General features: G+C 40.7%; 15 protein-coding genes. 10 read left to right on the plus strand and 5 right to left on the minus strand.

The features are described from left to right. Positions 1–26 precede the first annotated feature (26 nt). Positions 27–818 carry a calcium-binding protein gene (locus AC559H_RS19130; RefSeq protein ID WP_141296331.1) on the plus strand — a complete coding sequence of 264 codons (792 nt, stop codon included), beginning with the start codon at positions 27–29 and terminating at the stop codon, positions 816–818. A 166-nt stretch (positions 819–984) separates the two neighbouring features. On the opposite strand, the gene AC559H_RS19135 is transcribed toward AC559H_RS19130, so the two are convergent. The 3 genes from AC559H_RS19135 to AC559H_RS19145 all read right to left on the minus strand — a co-directional run bounded on the left by AC559H_RS19135 (position 985) and on the right by AC559H_RS19145 (position 3,967). Continuing rightward, positions 985–1,908, minus strand: coding sequence for an Rpn family recombination-promoting nuclease/putative transposase (locus AC559H_RS19135; protein WP_026795248.1), 924 nt, complete (start codon positions 1,906–1,908; stop codon positions 985–987). Positions 1,909–2,001: 93 nt separating this feature from the next. Then, positions 2,002–2,580 (minus strand): hypothetical protein, encoded by a 579-nt coding sequence (locus AC559H_RS19140; RefSeq protein ID WP_026795247.1) that lies wholly within the window; start codon positions 2,578–2,580, stop codon positions 2,002–2,004. A 13-nt stretch (positions 2,581–2,593) separates the two neighbouring features. Continuing rightward, entirely contained in the window at positions 2,594–3,967 is a 1,374-nt protein-coding gene (locus AC559H_RS19145; RefSeq protein ID WP_051319653.1) for a tetratricopeptide repeat protein, read from the minus strand. Between the two features lie 87 nt (positions 3,968–4,054). On the opposite strand from AC559H_RS19145, the gene rimM reads away from it, so the two are divergent. Both rimM and AC559H_RS19155 read left to right on the plus strand, forming a co-directional pair. Further along, a complete protein-coding gene (rimM, locus tag AC559H_RS19150) occupies positions 4,055–4,672 on the plus strand; it encodes a ribosome maturation factor RimM (RefSeq protein ID WP_026787990.1) in 618 nt (205 codons plus the stop codon). Positions 4,673–4,733: 61 nt separating this feature from the next. Continuing rightward, entirely contained in the window at positions 4,734–5,003 is a 270-nt protein-coding gene (locus AC559H_RS19155; RefSeq protein ID WP_026787989.1) for a hypothetical protein, read from the plus strand. Positions 5,004–5,182: 179 nt separating this feature from the next. On the opposite strand, the gene cruG is transcribed toward AC559H_RS19155, so the two are convergent. Together cruG and cruF are read right to left on the minus strand one after the other, a co-directional pair. Further along, positions 5,183–6,412 carry a 2'-O-glycosyltransferase CruG gene (cruG, locus tag AC559H_RS19160; protein ID WP_087882122.1) on the minus strand — a complete coding sequence of 410 codons (1,230 nt, stop codon included), beginning with the start codon at positions 6,410–6,412 and terminating at the stop codon, positions 5,183–5,185. A gap of 117 nt (positions 6,413–6,529) precedes the next feature. After that, a complete protein-coding gene (gene cruF, locus AC559H_RS19165) occupies positions 6,530–7,450 on the minus strand; it encodes a gamma-carotene 1'-hydroxylase CruF (protein WP_026787987.1) in 921 nt (306 codons plus the stop codon). Between the two features lie 272 nt (positions 7,451–7,722). Between cruF and AC559H_RS19170 the strand changes: the two genes are divergently transcribed. The 7 genes from AC559H_RS19170 to AC559H_RS19200 all read left to right on the plus strand — a co-directional run bounded on the left by AC559H_RS19170 (position 7,723) and on the right by AC559H_RS19200 (position 14,308). Further along, positions 7,723–8,892: a hypothetical protein gene (locus AC559H_RS19170; RefSeq protein WP_026795246.1), complete on the plus strand. Its 1,170-nt coding sequence runs from the start codon at positions 7,723–7,725 to the stop codon at positions 8,890–8,892. A gap of 45 nt (positions 8,893–8,937) precedes the next feature. Next, complete coding sequence (locus AC559H_RS19175; protein ID WP_026795245.1) at positions 8,938–10,149, plus strand: GNAT family N-acetyltransferase; 1,212 nt, start codon at positions 8,938–8,940, stop codon at positions 10,147–10,149. Between the two features lie 342 nt (positions 10,150–10,491). Further along, positions 10,492–10,653 carry a ribbon-helix-helix protein, CopG family gene (locus AC559H_RS19180; protein WP_141292963.1) on the plus strand — a complete coding sequence of 54 codons (162 nt, stop codon included), beginning with the start codon at positions 10,492–10,494 and terminating at the stop codon, positions 10,651–10,653. A 33-nt stretch (positions 10,654–10,686) separates the two neighbouring features. Beyond that, complete coding sequence (ruvX, locus tag AC559H_RS19185; RefSeq protein WP_026787984.1) at positions 10,687–11,127, plus strand: Holliday junction resolvase RuvX; 441 nt, start codon at positions 10,687–10,689, stop codon at positions 11,125–11,127. Positions 11,128–11,246: 119 nt separating this feature from the next. Continuing rightward, positions 11,247–11,843, plus strand: a complete 597-nt coding sequence (locus tag AC559H_RS19190) for a DUF3727 domain-containing protein (protein WP_026795244.1) — start codon at positions 11,247–11,249, stop codon at positions 11,841–11,843. A 150-nt stretch (positions 11,844–11,993) separates the two neighbouring features. Then, on the plus strand, positions 11,994–13,040 hold the full coding sequence (gene mltG / locus AC559H_RS19195; RefSeq protein ID WP_026795243.1) for an endolytic transglycosylase MltG: 1,047 nt from the start codon (positions 11,994–11,996) through the stop codon (positions 13,038–13,040). 107 nt (positions 13,041–13,147) lie between these two features. Beyond that, positions 13,148–14,308, plus strand: a complete 1,161-nt coding sequence (locus AC559H_RS19200) for a hypothetical protein (RefSeq protein WP_148292314.1) — start codon at positions 13,148–13,150, stop codon at positions 14,306–14,308. Positions 14,309–14,317 lie beyond the last annotated feature (9 nt).

Here is a 14,317-nt window from a genome sequence, read left to right on the forward strand (position 1 = left end):
TCGCTTGTTGTTTACCCCGAAGTACAATGTCAAACTTTCCATTTGTATCTGTCCCAGTTTCCAGAGAAACGATCCCTGCGACCCCAGCCGTAATTGTCTTTAATGATGAAGTGGATACCCTCATCGGCGGTGAGGGTGCAGACTCTTTCTTTTTACGACGTAATGGAGATCAAATCGCACCCTTAACCCCGGCTGCATCGCTGATTGGGACAAAAAATGATGATATTTTAGAAGGAACTAATGTTCGTGATGTCATCCCGGCTCGAGATGGAAACGACACTATTATTGGTTTCCAGGGGGATGATTTTCTTGAAGGACAAAATGGAAATGATATTCTATTTTCCGGTCAAGGGAATGATTTACTCATAGGCAGTGAAGGAATTGATACTCTATTTGGTGATATCGGAATTGATACGGTTTATGGGGGGCCAGACCCCGATATCGTATTTGGGAATAACGACGAGGATACACTGTTTGGTGATGGTGGGGATGATAGCATTTATGGCGGTCAGGGTAATGATAGTTTAATTGGTGGGACGGGAAACGATTTGCTCTTAGGCGACCGAGGTAATGATACCCTGTTAGGTATTTCCAATGATAATTTAGGTTATACCCTGGTTACGGATTTTAATGGGGATGAAGATAAGTTACTGTTAGGTGGTACTCCCGATTTATATACTATTGGTAATTTGCCCTCCAATGTACCCGCAGGAGTGGCAATTTTCAAACTGAATGGTGATGGGTCACAACAGTTATTAGCAGTTGTTCAAGGCAATATTTCATCAACATTAGACAGTAACCAATATGTGTTTATTTAATTAACTCAGAATCAAAAGGGAACAGGGAACAGGGAACAGGGAACAGGGAACAAAAATAATACTTCATTACCTATTACCTATTACCTATTACCTATTACCTATTCCCTATTCCCCTAGCCCCCTAGCCCCCCGTGCACGCAGGGCTAGGGGGGCTATAACAGTTTCTTTATCTAACTTTTGACAGCCAAACTAACAAATCTTCTACCGTTTTAAAGTCTAAAACCGCTTCTGCTAAATTCTCTAATTGGTCAGAGTTTAACTGTCGGATACTTGCCTGAGTTTCTGATGATATTTCACCCAATAATCGAGAAATTTGACGTAGAATTAATGATGATTTACCTTCAATAATCCCTTGCTTAATTCCTAGGATTCTGCCATCTTCTATGCCTTTAAGAATAGACCCTTTTTGGTCTTCAAAAAACATTTCTCGTTTTTCTAGTTTTTCCAATTCATCTAGGGTTAAATTGGCTCGATTTGCCAGTTCAAAAGCCGTTTGAATTTCGACAACCGATGATAATTCCTCTGGAATTTGTTCCATTTGAGAAACGTTTTTAATAAAATAAGCCCAGCTTTGAGACAGATTTTCCAGTTGTTCTAATTCTTGATTGAATTTAGGCAATTCTATAAAAACTAACTCGATTTCTCGTTCAGGATACTCGAACTTGTTTTCTAGTTCTTGGAAGACAAAATGGGAGAGAAATTTATCGTTATTTTTAAATAACACAAAATCCGTAATTGTTAATGCAATTATGGGATTTAACTTAGAATATCCCTCTCTGGGTTTGAGTTGAGTGGCGTAGCTTTTAGCCGCATTATAAATAACTCGCTTGGTAAAAGCAGGAACATTAATCACCTGCATTTCAACAATTACCGTTTTATTTCCAGTGATTTTAGCTTTAACATCCAAATAACTATCTTTTAATCCCGTAACAGTTCCAGCCGCATAAGGATCAATAATTTCTAAGTCTTCAATAGTCGGTTGTCCGTCATAGATCATAGCATTAAGGAAGCTGATCAAGACATTTTTGCTCTGGGGAGAAGCAAAGACTTTTTTGAACCCAAAATCGGTTTTAACACTAATAAAACGCATAGGTAGATATTTTTAATTGGGCTAATTTTATAATATTATAATACAAATTATATCAGATCTAGGCTTGGTTTTTTATGCCTAATTTATAAAAATTTAAGTTTTTGATGAGTTAACTCGTCGATTTCTGAGTCTTTTTTTATTATCTTCTACCGTATATTCTTCCAAATCATCATCTTGAGTTGAAAGAGAGTCTAGCCTTGCTTGTATTCCTTGAATCGCTTCTTCGGTGACTTGAAAAGAATCTTGGAGATCATAAACAATATCTTGGGCTTCGCCAATTCTAGCATAAAATTCAGGAATAAAATCATCTTTTAAAGTCTCTAAATGTTGAGAGAATTTCCGGCTATCTCGCGTAATTTTAAAAAACAAAATTAAAATACTTAACACACTAGCACTGGGAACCAAAACAGCGACTAAAATCCAAGTTGATAATAAAGGGTGAACCCTCCTGAAACTCTGAGAAATTTCAGTTTGAACTAAATCTCTAATTACCATGCGATCCAGCCTGGTAGCATCTACGCCATTGCTGCTAGTATAGGATATTGCCAAGAAATTGTCAGAATCCTGACTAATTAAATCTTGATATTTAGAAGATTTATCATCAAATAAATCTGGATAAAAAATACTAAAACAAGCAGAAAAACCAACCAAAATTAATTCAATTATATTCATTTAATTTCAATAATTAGGAATCAAAATTTAACTTTTTAAAGTTTTTATCCTCTCGAATCGGGTCAAAATCCGTTTCCCGTTTAACCAACTTTTTACAGGCTTCGGGATTCAACCGTATTGCCCGTTTTAAATTTTCCAAGGCTAACTCTACTTGCCCTTGAACCGCATAACATCGGGCTTTATTATACCAAATTCGGTAAAAATCAGGACGAATTTTTGCAGCTTGATTATATGATGAAATCGCATCATCATACTTTTGCAGTTTAGCTAAAGCAAAGCCCTGATTATTCCAGGCATCCATATAATTAGACTTTAAATCAATAGCCCGTTGGTAGGATAAAATCGCAGCTTCATAATGATTGAGTTTTCCTAAAGCCACTCCTCGATTATTCCAAGCATCGGCATAATTATATCGCAATTGAATCGCACTTTCATAGGAGACAATCGCCTCATGATACCGTTGTAACCGTGTCAGTGCTACCCCGCGATTATTCCAAACTTCTGCCAAATCCGGTTTAAATTTTAACCCCTCATCATAACTTTGAACTGCCGATTCTAAATCCCCCTCTAAAAATAATTTATCTCCCTGTTTGGCTAAACTAATCGCTTGTCTAAGTTGTTCTTCCGGTTCAACTTCTGCGGCTGGAGTTTCTGTTTCCGTTGTCTCCGAAGATTTTTCTTCAACTTCAACCGCAGACAGAGTTTGATTTTTGTCGTTTTCAGTGGTAATAGGTAATATAATCGGGACTAAGACTGCCTGATCCAGATTTACCGGGATTGTTGTTTCATCGGTTACAGATTGATCATGGGTTTCGGGTAATAATTCCTCAATCTCTGCACCCGATTTATTGTTTTCTGGCTGTTCCACCCAAACCGCTTCAATCACAGGTAAAGGAGTTTGAGTCGTTAGAGTTTGTAAGGTTTCATGGGCTAAATCATTTTTATTTTGCAATTGATATAAAATTTGTCTAGCTTCGGTGAGTACCCGTTCCATCTCCGTCAGGGTATCGGTTTTAAGACTTTCAATTTCCTGATCTGCGGATGCAGTTTGTTGGGCTAATTTTTTCAGTAAAAACCAAACTCCACAGGCTGCGATCGTATTCAACAGCAATAACAATAGTAAAATTAAACTTAATAATGCCAGATAGCGACGGAAGGTATTATCAACCTGATTTTCTACTTGATTTTTAATCTCCTGTTCTTGGACAGAAGATTCTGATAAAGTGGGATTCTGAGCCAGGGAAGATGTGGATAAGGTGGTAAAAAATAGTAAAATAGTAGCGGCAGCAATCGAGCTCCGTTGATCAAATAGCTTAGGTGTGAGCTTCCCAAATGTCCCAAATCGACAAAAGGCGAAGGTGAGCGCAAATTTGTTTTTGTTTTTCATATCATCCAAGCGTGAATTGAGGAAATCCAAATTGGAGATCCCCAGGATCAAATTATTGAAGAACAGCAAGAATTAAAAAATATTATCATGTCTGAGTGGATCGAGATCGGGACTATTGTTGCGGCTCACGGGTTAACAGGAGAAGTACGGGTTTATCCCAATTCGGATTTTCCTGAACGATTTATTGAACCTGGAAAGCGCTGGTTATTACATCCCGGACAAACTGAACCTGAACCCGTGGAATTTTTGGGCGGCTATTTAATGCCCAGTAAAGGCATTTATGTGGTGGAAATTGAAGGAATTGAAGATCGAAATCAGGCGGAGGCGTTACAGGGCTGTCCCTTATTGATTACCGATCAAGATCGTCCCTATTTAGAGGAAGGCGAATTTTATGTTTTAGATTTAATTGGGTTGGAAGTCTTCGACCAAAGAAAAGCGGAAGTGATTGGAAAAGTCATAGATGTGATTTCAGCCGGGAATGATTTACTCGAAGTCGAGTTGAATTCCCCAACTTCCACCCAAGATACTCTCGTTTCTGAACCCATTCCAGAGGGAATTCATCGTAAATCTAAAAAGAAACGTAAACCTAAACCCCTACCTACGGTTTTAATTCCCTTTGTTAAAGAGATTGTTCCCATTGTGGATTTAGAACAAAAACGGATTGAAATTACCCCGCCCCCTGGGTTAATTGAGGAAACCGTGTGAACTAAACCTTTTCTTAACGGGCTGTGTGATAGACTCTAATCTTGCTGTCTGAGATCTTGCCATGACTGACTTAATTAACGATTCACTAGAAAACCTACCGCGCGAGGTTAGGGTGAACCAACTTCGCAATTTGATCGAAACCCTGCATATTGCTGATGAAATTGCTACCAAGGGCTACTTAATCAGTAGTTCTGAACTGGCCGATCTCATGGATATTAATGCCAGCGCTGTCACCAGTCGAGGGGATAACTGGGCCTGGCGCAATTGGGAAGTATCCAGAGTGCGGCGAGAAGGTAATCAAATTCTCTGGCAGTTGGAACGAGTTAACTAGCAGTTTGCTGACCGTTGATTGTTTATTATCGAGCACTGATTTAGTAAAGTTCTCCCTCATAACGGGGGAGAATTTTATCCTATCCAGCATTTGAGCAGCTATCAATTTTTGATCTGCTTAAATAGATGGAATCCCCGTGCGTTCACGCCGGGGCGGATGTCAACATCAATTGTTGGGTTTTAATTCTTTTCGTAGGTTCTCCCTCGCCATTGAATTTGGGTCTGAGTTGCTGATATCCATAATCTTAATACGGCGATCGGATCAGCCAGGGGAGATAACCAAAATACCCAAGGCATTTTAGCTTGACTCAAATCATAAGATAACGAAATTGCGGCGGTTAATATTATTCTTAGAAACACTAAAAAACCGTTTAATCCTAATAGCGTTGAACTCAAAAAACCGGGTAAGGATAGACTAGAGGAAAAGATTAGATTAATTAGTAATAATGGTAAGGGTAACGCCTGAACCGCTAATAATAGAAATAAATCTCCCCACAATTGAGTTTTAGAACAAGCATCCTTGAGATCGAGCGATCGCCCCCAACCCTCCCAAGTATCTTTTAATCCATCATACATTCTAACAGTTAACACATTTGCGCCATCTAAAAACCCCACTTTAAAACCCTGTTGAGCGATATTTCTAGCTAAGGTGACATCATCACAAAAGGAATTTTTAGCACTAGAATATCCCCCAACTTTTTCTAATACCGAACGCCGACATAAAAAACATTGACCATTCGCCATAACCCGTTCGGGTTTTTGTGGCGATAAATCCGGCGATCCAAACCGATAAACTAAAGTCATTAATAGGGCAGGTTGTAACCACAATTCCCCCGGATATTTGAGAATAAATTTACAGGATAATGATAATAAATCATATTGATTTGCGATCGCAGTTTTCACCACACTCGCCACTAAACCCGGTTGTGGTATAGTATCCGCATCAACGCCTAAAATCCATTCACTTTTTTCAGAACTATTTAAAAAACCCGTATTTAAAGCCCAAGGACGACCTACCCATTCTGGAGGTAAAGGATCATCTAAAATTAGTCTAAATCTCGGATCAGATTTAGCAAATTGTTTAACAATATCCTGGGTTCCATCCTGGGAATGACTATCAACAATTAAGATTTCTCGGACTTCATAACTTTGCCGTGTTAGCCCTTCTAAACAGGGCGTTACCCTGGCGGCTTCGTTCAATGTAGGAACCACAATACTCACCGTTCCAAAGAGTTCTAAAGTCGGGTTTTGGGGCTGTAGAGGGGGAACCCTAATCGCTCCTTTTAATAACCGAGACAATAAAATAATTGTAGCGGGAATTTGCAAGAATAATATCACCCCAAAAAATAATATAACCCAGGAATTAGTCTGTAAAAAATCAGGAATTGTTAATAAAATTAGATTCAACATTAAAATTAGTATAAAAGGGAATAGGAAACACAAAGGTACAAAGACACAAAGCAGGATAATTAAATATATTCCCATAAAAAAGAATGGGCAAAGCCCATCCTCTTTAAATCTTAATGCTTACTTTGCAACCACTTCAACGGCTGAGGGAGTAGTAATATTATCACTAGATAATAAACTTTCCATAGTATCTAAAGAGGGTTTAGCATTCCACCAGAAAATGATCGCTGGAACTACTCCAAATAGAATACTTAAAGCCACGGGAAATAGGAAGCGGGTATCTAATTCGACAACGGTAATCGCCGCTCCAAAGAAGAAATTAGTGATATAAACAATTAGGGGTAAAGTTAATTGGGAGCGAGATAAAGCAATCGGAGTTTTGCGCCATAAAAACGCCCCAACGCTCATAAAAATAAAGCCCGTTCCCATCCATCCAGCTAAATTACGATAGGGCATTCCAAAAAATTCACCAACTTCTTGAAATTGCCAAAAAGGAAAAGTAGCTTGACTCATGGCTGGGTCTAATACTAAGTCCCAAGCTGTTAGTAATATAGCCCCTAATGCCAAGGCTGAAAGTTGACGTACCCAACTATCTCCCATTTTTAATTTTAAACCTGCCCGGGCTAACAAATAGCAAGTTAAGCCCATATAGAACCAAGATAAGGGAATGGTGAAGGGAACCAGTCCGGCGATTTTATAACCTAAACCACTCAAATATTGATAATGACCAAAGGGAAATCCGGTGCTAGTTCCTAAAAGTTCACTGGATAGGGATAAGAATAGGGATGGAATCATAAAGGCTAAGGTTGTTCCTAACCCTAAAGTCCTATAGCCATATAATGCCAGGGTCGCCGCCCCAAACACAATATAGGCTACGCCTCCGGTCGCCATACTCCAGACGAAAATATTCATCCCCATCGGAGGTAAATTAGCGACCAGTTCAGGGTTAGGGAGAATAAACAATAACCCCGCTAATCCAAATAGGGTTGACACAACGTGAGCCGTGAGGCAAAATCTTTCCGCAATTGACTTGTGCTTCATGGGACTCCTTGAAAAAGTATTAAGATACGTCAAGCGTTTTGGGTGAATTTTACAAATCTTTAAATAAGGATATACCCTTTTGTGCTAGATTAGGTGTACTCTCCCCCTGATATCCCTGTGGGATAAGTCTTATTAATACTTTGGTTCACCTATAGGTTGTTTTTGTAATTTAACTTAAAAATTTTAGAATAGACGGGCTTGCGGTAGGATGGGAGTGCAAATCCGATATCGGTTTGCATCAACTACGCACATTTAAAAGGGGAAGTGGTGTAATGGCAGGAGGTTTGAGCCTGGTAACAACAGCTGCATTGGTTTTACTGGGTTTAGGAACATTGGGGCTAGAAATTCAATATCGTCTGCGTCCGGGGAATCAACTCGAACTGACGCGGGGAGAATGGAATCTGGATTTATCCGACAACCGCCATTATGTCTTGCGGGGAGAAATGGAATTCCAGAATCTGACCTCAAATCTGGAGATCATGATACCGGAAGTCAGTGCCCAATTAACCCTTTTGTCTAAAGCGAGTTTAGACGGGATTAACCATACAATTAAAGTCATTCCCGCCCATATTGATGCAGGTGCTAGGGAAGATAACTATTGGTTTGGCTATATTGTTAAAGCCCAAAAAACCACCAGAATTAAAGTTTTAATTGAAATCGAAGGGACTGATCTAAAAGCCTTACAATCGGCCTGGGTGAAAGTTAAGTACATGACCTACGGGCCACAGGGACGTATCCCCAAAGTTCGCCACCTTGTCCTACCTCTACAATATCCCGATCCGGAAGTTATCCCCAATAAACGAGTCGTAGAAGGGGTTGCCGAAGTTTATCCGATTCGTACCCATTTATTAACCCATATTGATGATCCCGTCGAGGTGATTAAAAGGTATGTGCTTCCCCATGCTCAAGCCGGGGATATTGTCACCTTGGGAGAAACCCCGGTCGCTTTAATGCAGGGGCGATTTTACCATCCTAGCCAAATCAAGCCGGGATGGGTAGCCCAACGGGTTTGTTATTTCTTCATGCCTACTTCCAGTTTAGCCACAGCCTGCGGAATGCAAACCTTAGTCAATCAGGTCGGATCAGTCCGGGTATTATTTGCTATTGTGGTGGGAACTATAGCCAAACTTCTAGGGAAACCAGGGGTATTCTATCAATTAGCGGGTGAGCAGGCCCGATTGATTGATGATGTCACCGGAACTTTACCACCTTATGATCAATTTATTGTCTTAGGGCCAGATGATCCTCAAAACGTGGTTAACACCCTACAAAAAGAAACGGGGTTAGGAGCGGCAATTGTAGACGTAAACGATTTAAAAGCGGTTAAAATATTAGCAGCAACCTCCGGTCTTTCCACGGCTTTGATCGAGCAAGCTTTAAGGAGTAATCCCGCCGGAAATGCCGATGAGCAAACCCCACTGGTACTAATTCGCCCTTTATAGATAACCAAGATAAGCGAACGGTGACTCTTTACCCGACTTTATCCCATGAATTTATTTCTTTCCCAAAATCAAAACCAATTTAATCTTCGCCCGTTTCAATACCGGGACTTAGAGGCGATTGAAAAGCTATATGACCAAGCTGATGACACGGTGTTAGCCCAGGAGTTAGAATACCTGCGTCGGTGGTATGGGTTGCTAAAATTTTTAAGTTGGTTTCCTAACCCCTGTCAAAATTTATTTAATGCCTATATTGCTGAACAATTCGGTCAAGTTTTAGGGATGATTAAAGTCTCTCCTTTTAACACCACCCGCAGCACTTGGCGAATTGATCGAATATTTGTAGATCGATTAAATAATCACAGTAGTATCGGTTCACAACTATTACGTTATTGTTTTGAAACCCTTTGGGAAGCACGAACCTGGCTATTAGAAGTTAATGTAAATGATAGCAGTTTGATGGCTCTTTATCGGCAAAATGGATTTCAACCCTTAGCTCAAATGACCTATTGGGTAGTGGAACCGGAATTGCTACAAACCTTGGCGAATTCTCAACCCGATTTACCCAACCTTTTACCCGTCAGTAATGCGGATGCTCAACTACTGTATCAACTAGATACGGTTTCCATGCCTCCGTTGTTGCGACAAGTATTTGACCGTCATATTTTAGATTTTAAAACCAGTTTTGTTCAGGCTGTTGTAGATGCAATCAAACAATGGTTTAGTCACAGTGAACAGGTCAGTGGTTATGTTTTTGAACCCCAACGCAAAGCGGCAATTGGTTATTTTCAAGTGCAGTTATCCCGTGATGGTCGCCAACCCCATGTTGCTGAGTTAACCGTCCATCCGGCCTATACCTGGCTTTACCCCGAATTGCTATCCCAGATGGCCCATTTAGCCCAGGAATTTGGCCCCCAGTCCCTAAAATTAGCATCGGCTGACTATCAACCCGAAAGAGAAGCCTATTTAGAAAAAATTGGGGCCGCACGGGTGGAACATACCTTATTAATGTCCCGTTCCGTTTGGCATAAATTACGGGAATCTAAATCTTCCCTGGAAGGGTTGCAATTATCCGATGTCCTACCTAGTTGGCAACCCGCCCATAAACCCGTACCCACGCATATCTCTTGGTTGGGGCCAACGGTAAAACAGCCTTCTCCCGTGCAAAAATCTACGGTGGAGGGGATCTCGGAAACACCGGAATTAGACCCGAAAAACTCAACCCAAAAGTCCTTAGATTTACCGTCTGATCCTGTTTGACACTCCCAGGGGTGAACCGCGTGGGATTCTCCTGTCTAGCCCCGATTGCTCGGTATTCATGGAGTTGCCCCCTACTGTTTCCAGAATTGCTTCACAGCAATATTAGAGGAGAGTACGAGACTCTGAGGAATGCCAAGTACCTCGTCCCAATTGACGGCACACGACTATTACAGTCTTTGGCTCTGCCAAGATTTTTCGGAGCTTTCTGTAGTCAACAGGGATAATCACAGTGGTTGCCTTTTTCTCGCCATTGACAACTTGTTTTTAAGGAGGTCAGAACATCTGACCAGATAAGCGAGGAACATCCTTGCTATACTCTGATAATAGAGTCTTAAATAGAGTATGTCAAGGGAAAAGAAAATTCAGTTTAATGTTAACGAGAAAGAATATGAACGTCTCAAAAGTCATGCTGAATCAGAAGGATTATCAATGGCTGAAGTTCTTAGGGATTACATTAAAACCCTCACACCCCCTAAAGGGGGTCGCACTACATCCCACGACTGAAGTGCGTGGGCTTTGTGCGAGGTTGTTGTAATTATGGGAAAATCCCTGTTTATTTCCGCCTTGGGATTAGATATTGGTCGCAAACGCATTGGCGTCGCCGGTTGTGATGGTACGGGCTTAATTGCCACCGGACTCACTACAATTCTGCGGCGTTCTTTTACCCATGATATCGCTCAATTTCAAGACCTGGTAGAGCAGAGACAAGTACAGTTATTAGTGGCAGGTTTACCCTATCATCTCGACGGTTCCTTGGGTTCTCAGGCTAAATATACCCAAAACTATGCTCAAAGGTTAGCCCATGGCTTGAATTTACCCCTGGAATATGTGGATGAACGTCTGACATCCTATCAAGCCGAACAATTAATGATTGCGGACAATATTTCTCCCTCTCGCAATAAAAGCATGATTGACCGCAAAGCCGCCGCCTTGATTTTGCAACAATGGTTAGACCAGAGGAGACAAGGGAATGGGTAATGGGTAATGAACTGATGACTGATGACTGATGACTGATGACTGATGACTGATGACTGATGACTGATGACTGACACTTGTTACCAGTAACGTTTAATATGGTTAAAAATAGTACGATATAAATGATGTTCCCACCTAAATTTTCTGAAGGAAATGGACGTTCTGAGGAAGAACAAGTGACCGTGACCCTGACGGATGAACAGGGGCGATCGCTGGTTTGCGTCTTACAATCCTCAATTGAGTTAGAAGGTCAAGATTATGGATTACTCCTACCTGTGGACTCACCAATCGAAATTCTAACTTGGAATGACGATGAGGATGATGATGAATCCGCAGTTCCGGTGGAATCAGAAGAAGAAATTGATAGTATTTTTAAAACGGCTAAAGCGGTTTTAGCAGAACACAATTTGGATCTAAAGCGAACAGGAATTACCCTAACCGCAGCCGGAGAATTACCGGATTTTCCCGATGATGGAGACTCGAATCTGGATCTCGATTCTGCTGAACCCGATGAACAAGAATATGAGGAACTGCTCTGGTTAGCCAGTTTCTACCATGAGGAACAGGAATATGGTATTTATACCCCAGCCGATCCATTTTTTATTCTGGCTAAAGCCAATGAAGAAGGAGAATATAAACAACTATCCCCCGAAGAATTTAAAAGGTTAGAACCTCTTTTACCCCTAATTGAAGATCAACTTTTTGATGCTTTAGATTAAAGGATTTAGATCTGTTTCTACTTTTTTGTGAGCAGATCTTTTCTAATAATTTAATTCACATAACTTCAGTTTTTATTAAAATTTTAATTATGGAGAATTAGCTTGGGAATTGCAAACACAAAACAGAAAAAACCTCAAAATAAACAAACCATGAAACGGTTTTCTAAGGGATTTTTTTACCTTCTGATTCTGCCGATTATTTGGGGATTCTTAGGATGGCAAGGTTGGGCTTGGTGGAGTTGGGCCAGTGCCGCGCCCCAGGGTCAGGGAAACAACGTCAAAATCCTGATTCCAGCAGGAACTTCCAGTCAGCAAATTGGTGAAGATTTGAAGGCGGCGGGATTAATTCGTTCTGATTTGGCTTGGAGACTGTGGGCGCGGTGGTTAATCTTCCAAAACCCCCAAGGAGATTTTAAGGCGGGAAGCTATTCCCTAGCTCCTACCCAGTCCCTGAGTCAAGTGGCGTCTACTATTTGGAATGGGGAGGTAATGACTCTGAGTTTCACCATTCCTGAAGGTTGGTCAATTCAACAGATGGCCGAATATTTTGAGCAACAGGGATTTTTCTCGGCGGAGGAATTTATCGCGGCTAGTCGTCAAATTCCCTATCAGGATTATCCTTGGCTTCCGCAGAATTTACCCTTATTAGAAGGCTTTTTATTTCCCGATACCTATCAAGTCGAAGCAACGGAAGTTACTCCCCAGGCGGTTGTCCGTCAGATGTTGAATCGATTCCAAGAACAGGCTTTACCCATTTATCAACAAGCTCAATCTCAAAAGAATTTGAGTTTAAATGAATGGGTAACATTAGCGAGTATTGTGGAAAAAGAAGCGGTTGTTCATGAAGAAAGAAATCGAATTTCTGGGGTATTTCATAACCGTTTACAAAAAGGAATTCAACTAGGATCTGATCCAACAGTAGAATATGCTTTGGGGATTCGTCAAACTGTTGAACAACCCCTAACCTTTAAACAAGTGGAAACGCCATCTCCCTACAATACTTATATTAATGTGGGATTACCTCCAACGGCGATCGCCAGTCCTGGTTTAGCCAGTTTAAAAGCAACTTTAACTCCTGAAAAAACGGATTATTTGTATTTTATGGCGCGGTACGACGGAACCCATATTTTTAGTCGGACGGAAGCGGAACATCAAGCGGCGATTGCTGAAGTTGAACGCAATCTTTCTTCTAAATAGAAAATCATTGCTTTTTGAACCTGTATCTACATCTACAACCAGAGAACGTGCGCTTTAGTGATTATTTTTATAGTCTAAAACCCAGTTTTTTATCGAAAACAAAAGCTGTGTATTTAGCCATTTTGTTCGGACTATCTAATCTTTCCTTGACGGCCCCAAATTCTTCAATTTCGTTACCATCTTCGGAGCATTCAGCTATTGATTCTCATGCGGCAATTTCCCCATCTTCTCTAATCCCTTGGGGTTGGGATTCTGGGTTGAAAATTCGCCGAGTGGCTGGCTATTATCCCCAAAGTCCTGTTTATTTTGAGAGTTGTCCTGATGGAATTGGGGGAAAATGTTATGGGTCAATTCCGAATCGTTCTGGGTTTTATACCCTAGCCTATGGATCTTTTAGTTACAAGGATAAAGTAGGGCCAACCGGAAAATTAAGTTGTATTCCCAATGAAGCTGAAAACCCCAACGCCCCGAATAATCGAGTTTTAATGGAATCTCACCCTTCTGAACCTGTTGGAACTCCCCCGGTCAAGGGTCGCTGTCCTTACTTTTTTTACTGGAAAAACAACGGTGTGGGAGAAAGTCCCTCAGCTTATTTGATTAATGACAGTTCCAGCTTGCCACAAATTCCCTTTGGTTATGGTAGTTTCTATATTGGACTACAAGAAAACCTGAAAACCTATCCAGGGACTTATGGCGGGTTAGATCACCGAAATCGAGTCATGACACCCTTGTATGAATGGGTGCAGGGTGTCCGTTTAAAACTTCGGGCTAAGGTGTGTTTTGCGGATAAAACTGAGGATTTATACCGGAAAATTAGGGTGCATACGGATATGACTTTTTATAGTTTAAAAAGCCGTCAAGGGTTTGGAGTTTCTGTTAATTTAATGGATTATGTAATTAATCAGGGCAAAATATCCACCTTACCTGAGTTATTTCGTGAACCTGAAGTGGCTGAATATTCTTTGTCTCAAATTCATGTTAATGGCAAGTCATGGAATGTTACCCCCAAGGATTTAAAGTTTACTGTTGATAAATCATCGGATTGTAATTTACCTTTAAAAGATTTACCTTTTCAGGATGTTTATATTCCCTTTAAAGCTATTTTTGAACGGTTAATTGCTGAAGGTAAAATTGAGCGTCGTTTGACTGAAGATGCTATTCTTTCAAGTACAATTGTGGTGGGATTGGAACAGTGGGGAAGAAATCGCTCGGAAGTGGAAATTTCTGATCGCAGTATTCTGATTTCCTTGCCCCCTATTGCTTGGTGATCCAACGAT

Source organism: Planktothrix prolifica NIVA-CYA 540 (assembly GCF_963864145.1).
In the GTDB taxonomy this organism is placed as follows: domain Bacteria; phylum Cyanobacteriota; class Cyanobacteriia; order Cyanobacteriales; family Microcoleaceae; genus Planktothrix; species Planktothrix agardhii.

What these genes read in the sequence shown, in the direction of transcription:
- AC559H_RS19130 (WP_141296331.1), top strand. Translation starts at nt 27, where the DNA reads ATGTCAAACTTTCCATTTGTATCTGTCCCAGTTTCCAGAGAAACGATC.
- AC559H_RS19135 (WP_026795248.1), bottom strand. Translation starts at nt 1,908, where the DNA reads ATGCGTTTTATTAGTGTTAAAACCGATTTTGGGTTCAAAAAAGTCTTT.
- AC559H_RS19140 (WP_026795247.1), bottom strand. Translation starts at nt 2,580, where the DNA reads ATGAATATAATTGAATTAATTTTGGTTGGTTTTTCTGCTTGTTTTAGT.
- AC559H_RS19145 (WP_051319653.1), bottom strand. Translation starts at nt 3,967, where the DNA reads ATGAAAAACAAAAACAAATTTGCGCTCACCTTCGCCTTTTGTCGATTT.
- rimM (WP_026787990.1), top strand. Translation starts at nt 4,055, where the DNA reads ATGTCTGAGTGGATCGAGATCGGGACTATTGTTGCGGCTCACGGGTTA.
- AC559H_RS19155 (WP_026787989.1), top strand. Translation starts at nt 4,734, where the DNA reads ATGACTGACTTAATTAACGATTCACTAGAAAACCTACCGCGCGAGGTT.
- cruG (WP_087882122.1), bottom strand. Translation starts at nt 6,412, where the DNA reads ATGTTGAATCTAATTTTATTAACAATTCCTGATTTTTTACAGACTAAT.
- cruF (WP_026787987.1), bottom strand. Translation starts at nt 7,450, where the DNA reads ATGAAGCACAAGTCAATTGCGGAAAGATTTTGCCTCACGGCTCACGTT.
- AC559H_RS19170 (WP_026795246.1), top strand. Translation starts at nt 7,723, where the DNA reads ATGGCAGGAGGTTTGAGCCTGGTAACAACAGCTGCATTGGTTTTACTG.
- AC559H_RS19175 (WP_026795245.1), top strand. Translation starts at nt 8,938, where the DNA reads ATGAATTTATTTCTTTCCCAAAATCAAAACCAATTTAATCTTCGCCCG.
- AC559H_RS19180 (WP_141292963.1), top strand. Translation starts at nt 10,492, where the DNA reads ATGTCAAGGGAAAAGAAAATTCAGTTTAATGTTAACGAGAAAGAATAT.
- ruvX (WP_026787984.1), top strand. Translation starts at nt 10,687, where the DNA reads ATGGGAAAATCCCTGTTTATTTCCGCCTTGGGATTAGATATTGGTCGC.
- AC559H_RS19190 (WP_026795244.1), top strand. Translation starts at nt 11,247, where the DNA reads ATGATGTTCCCACCTAAATTTTCTGAAGGAAATGGACGTTCTGAGGAA.
- mltG (WP_026795243.1), top strand. Translation starts at nt 11,994, where the DNA reads ATGAAACGGTTTTCTAAGGGATTTTTTTACCTTCTGATTCTGCCGATT.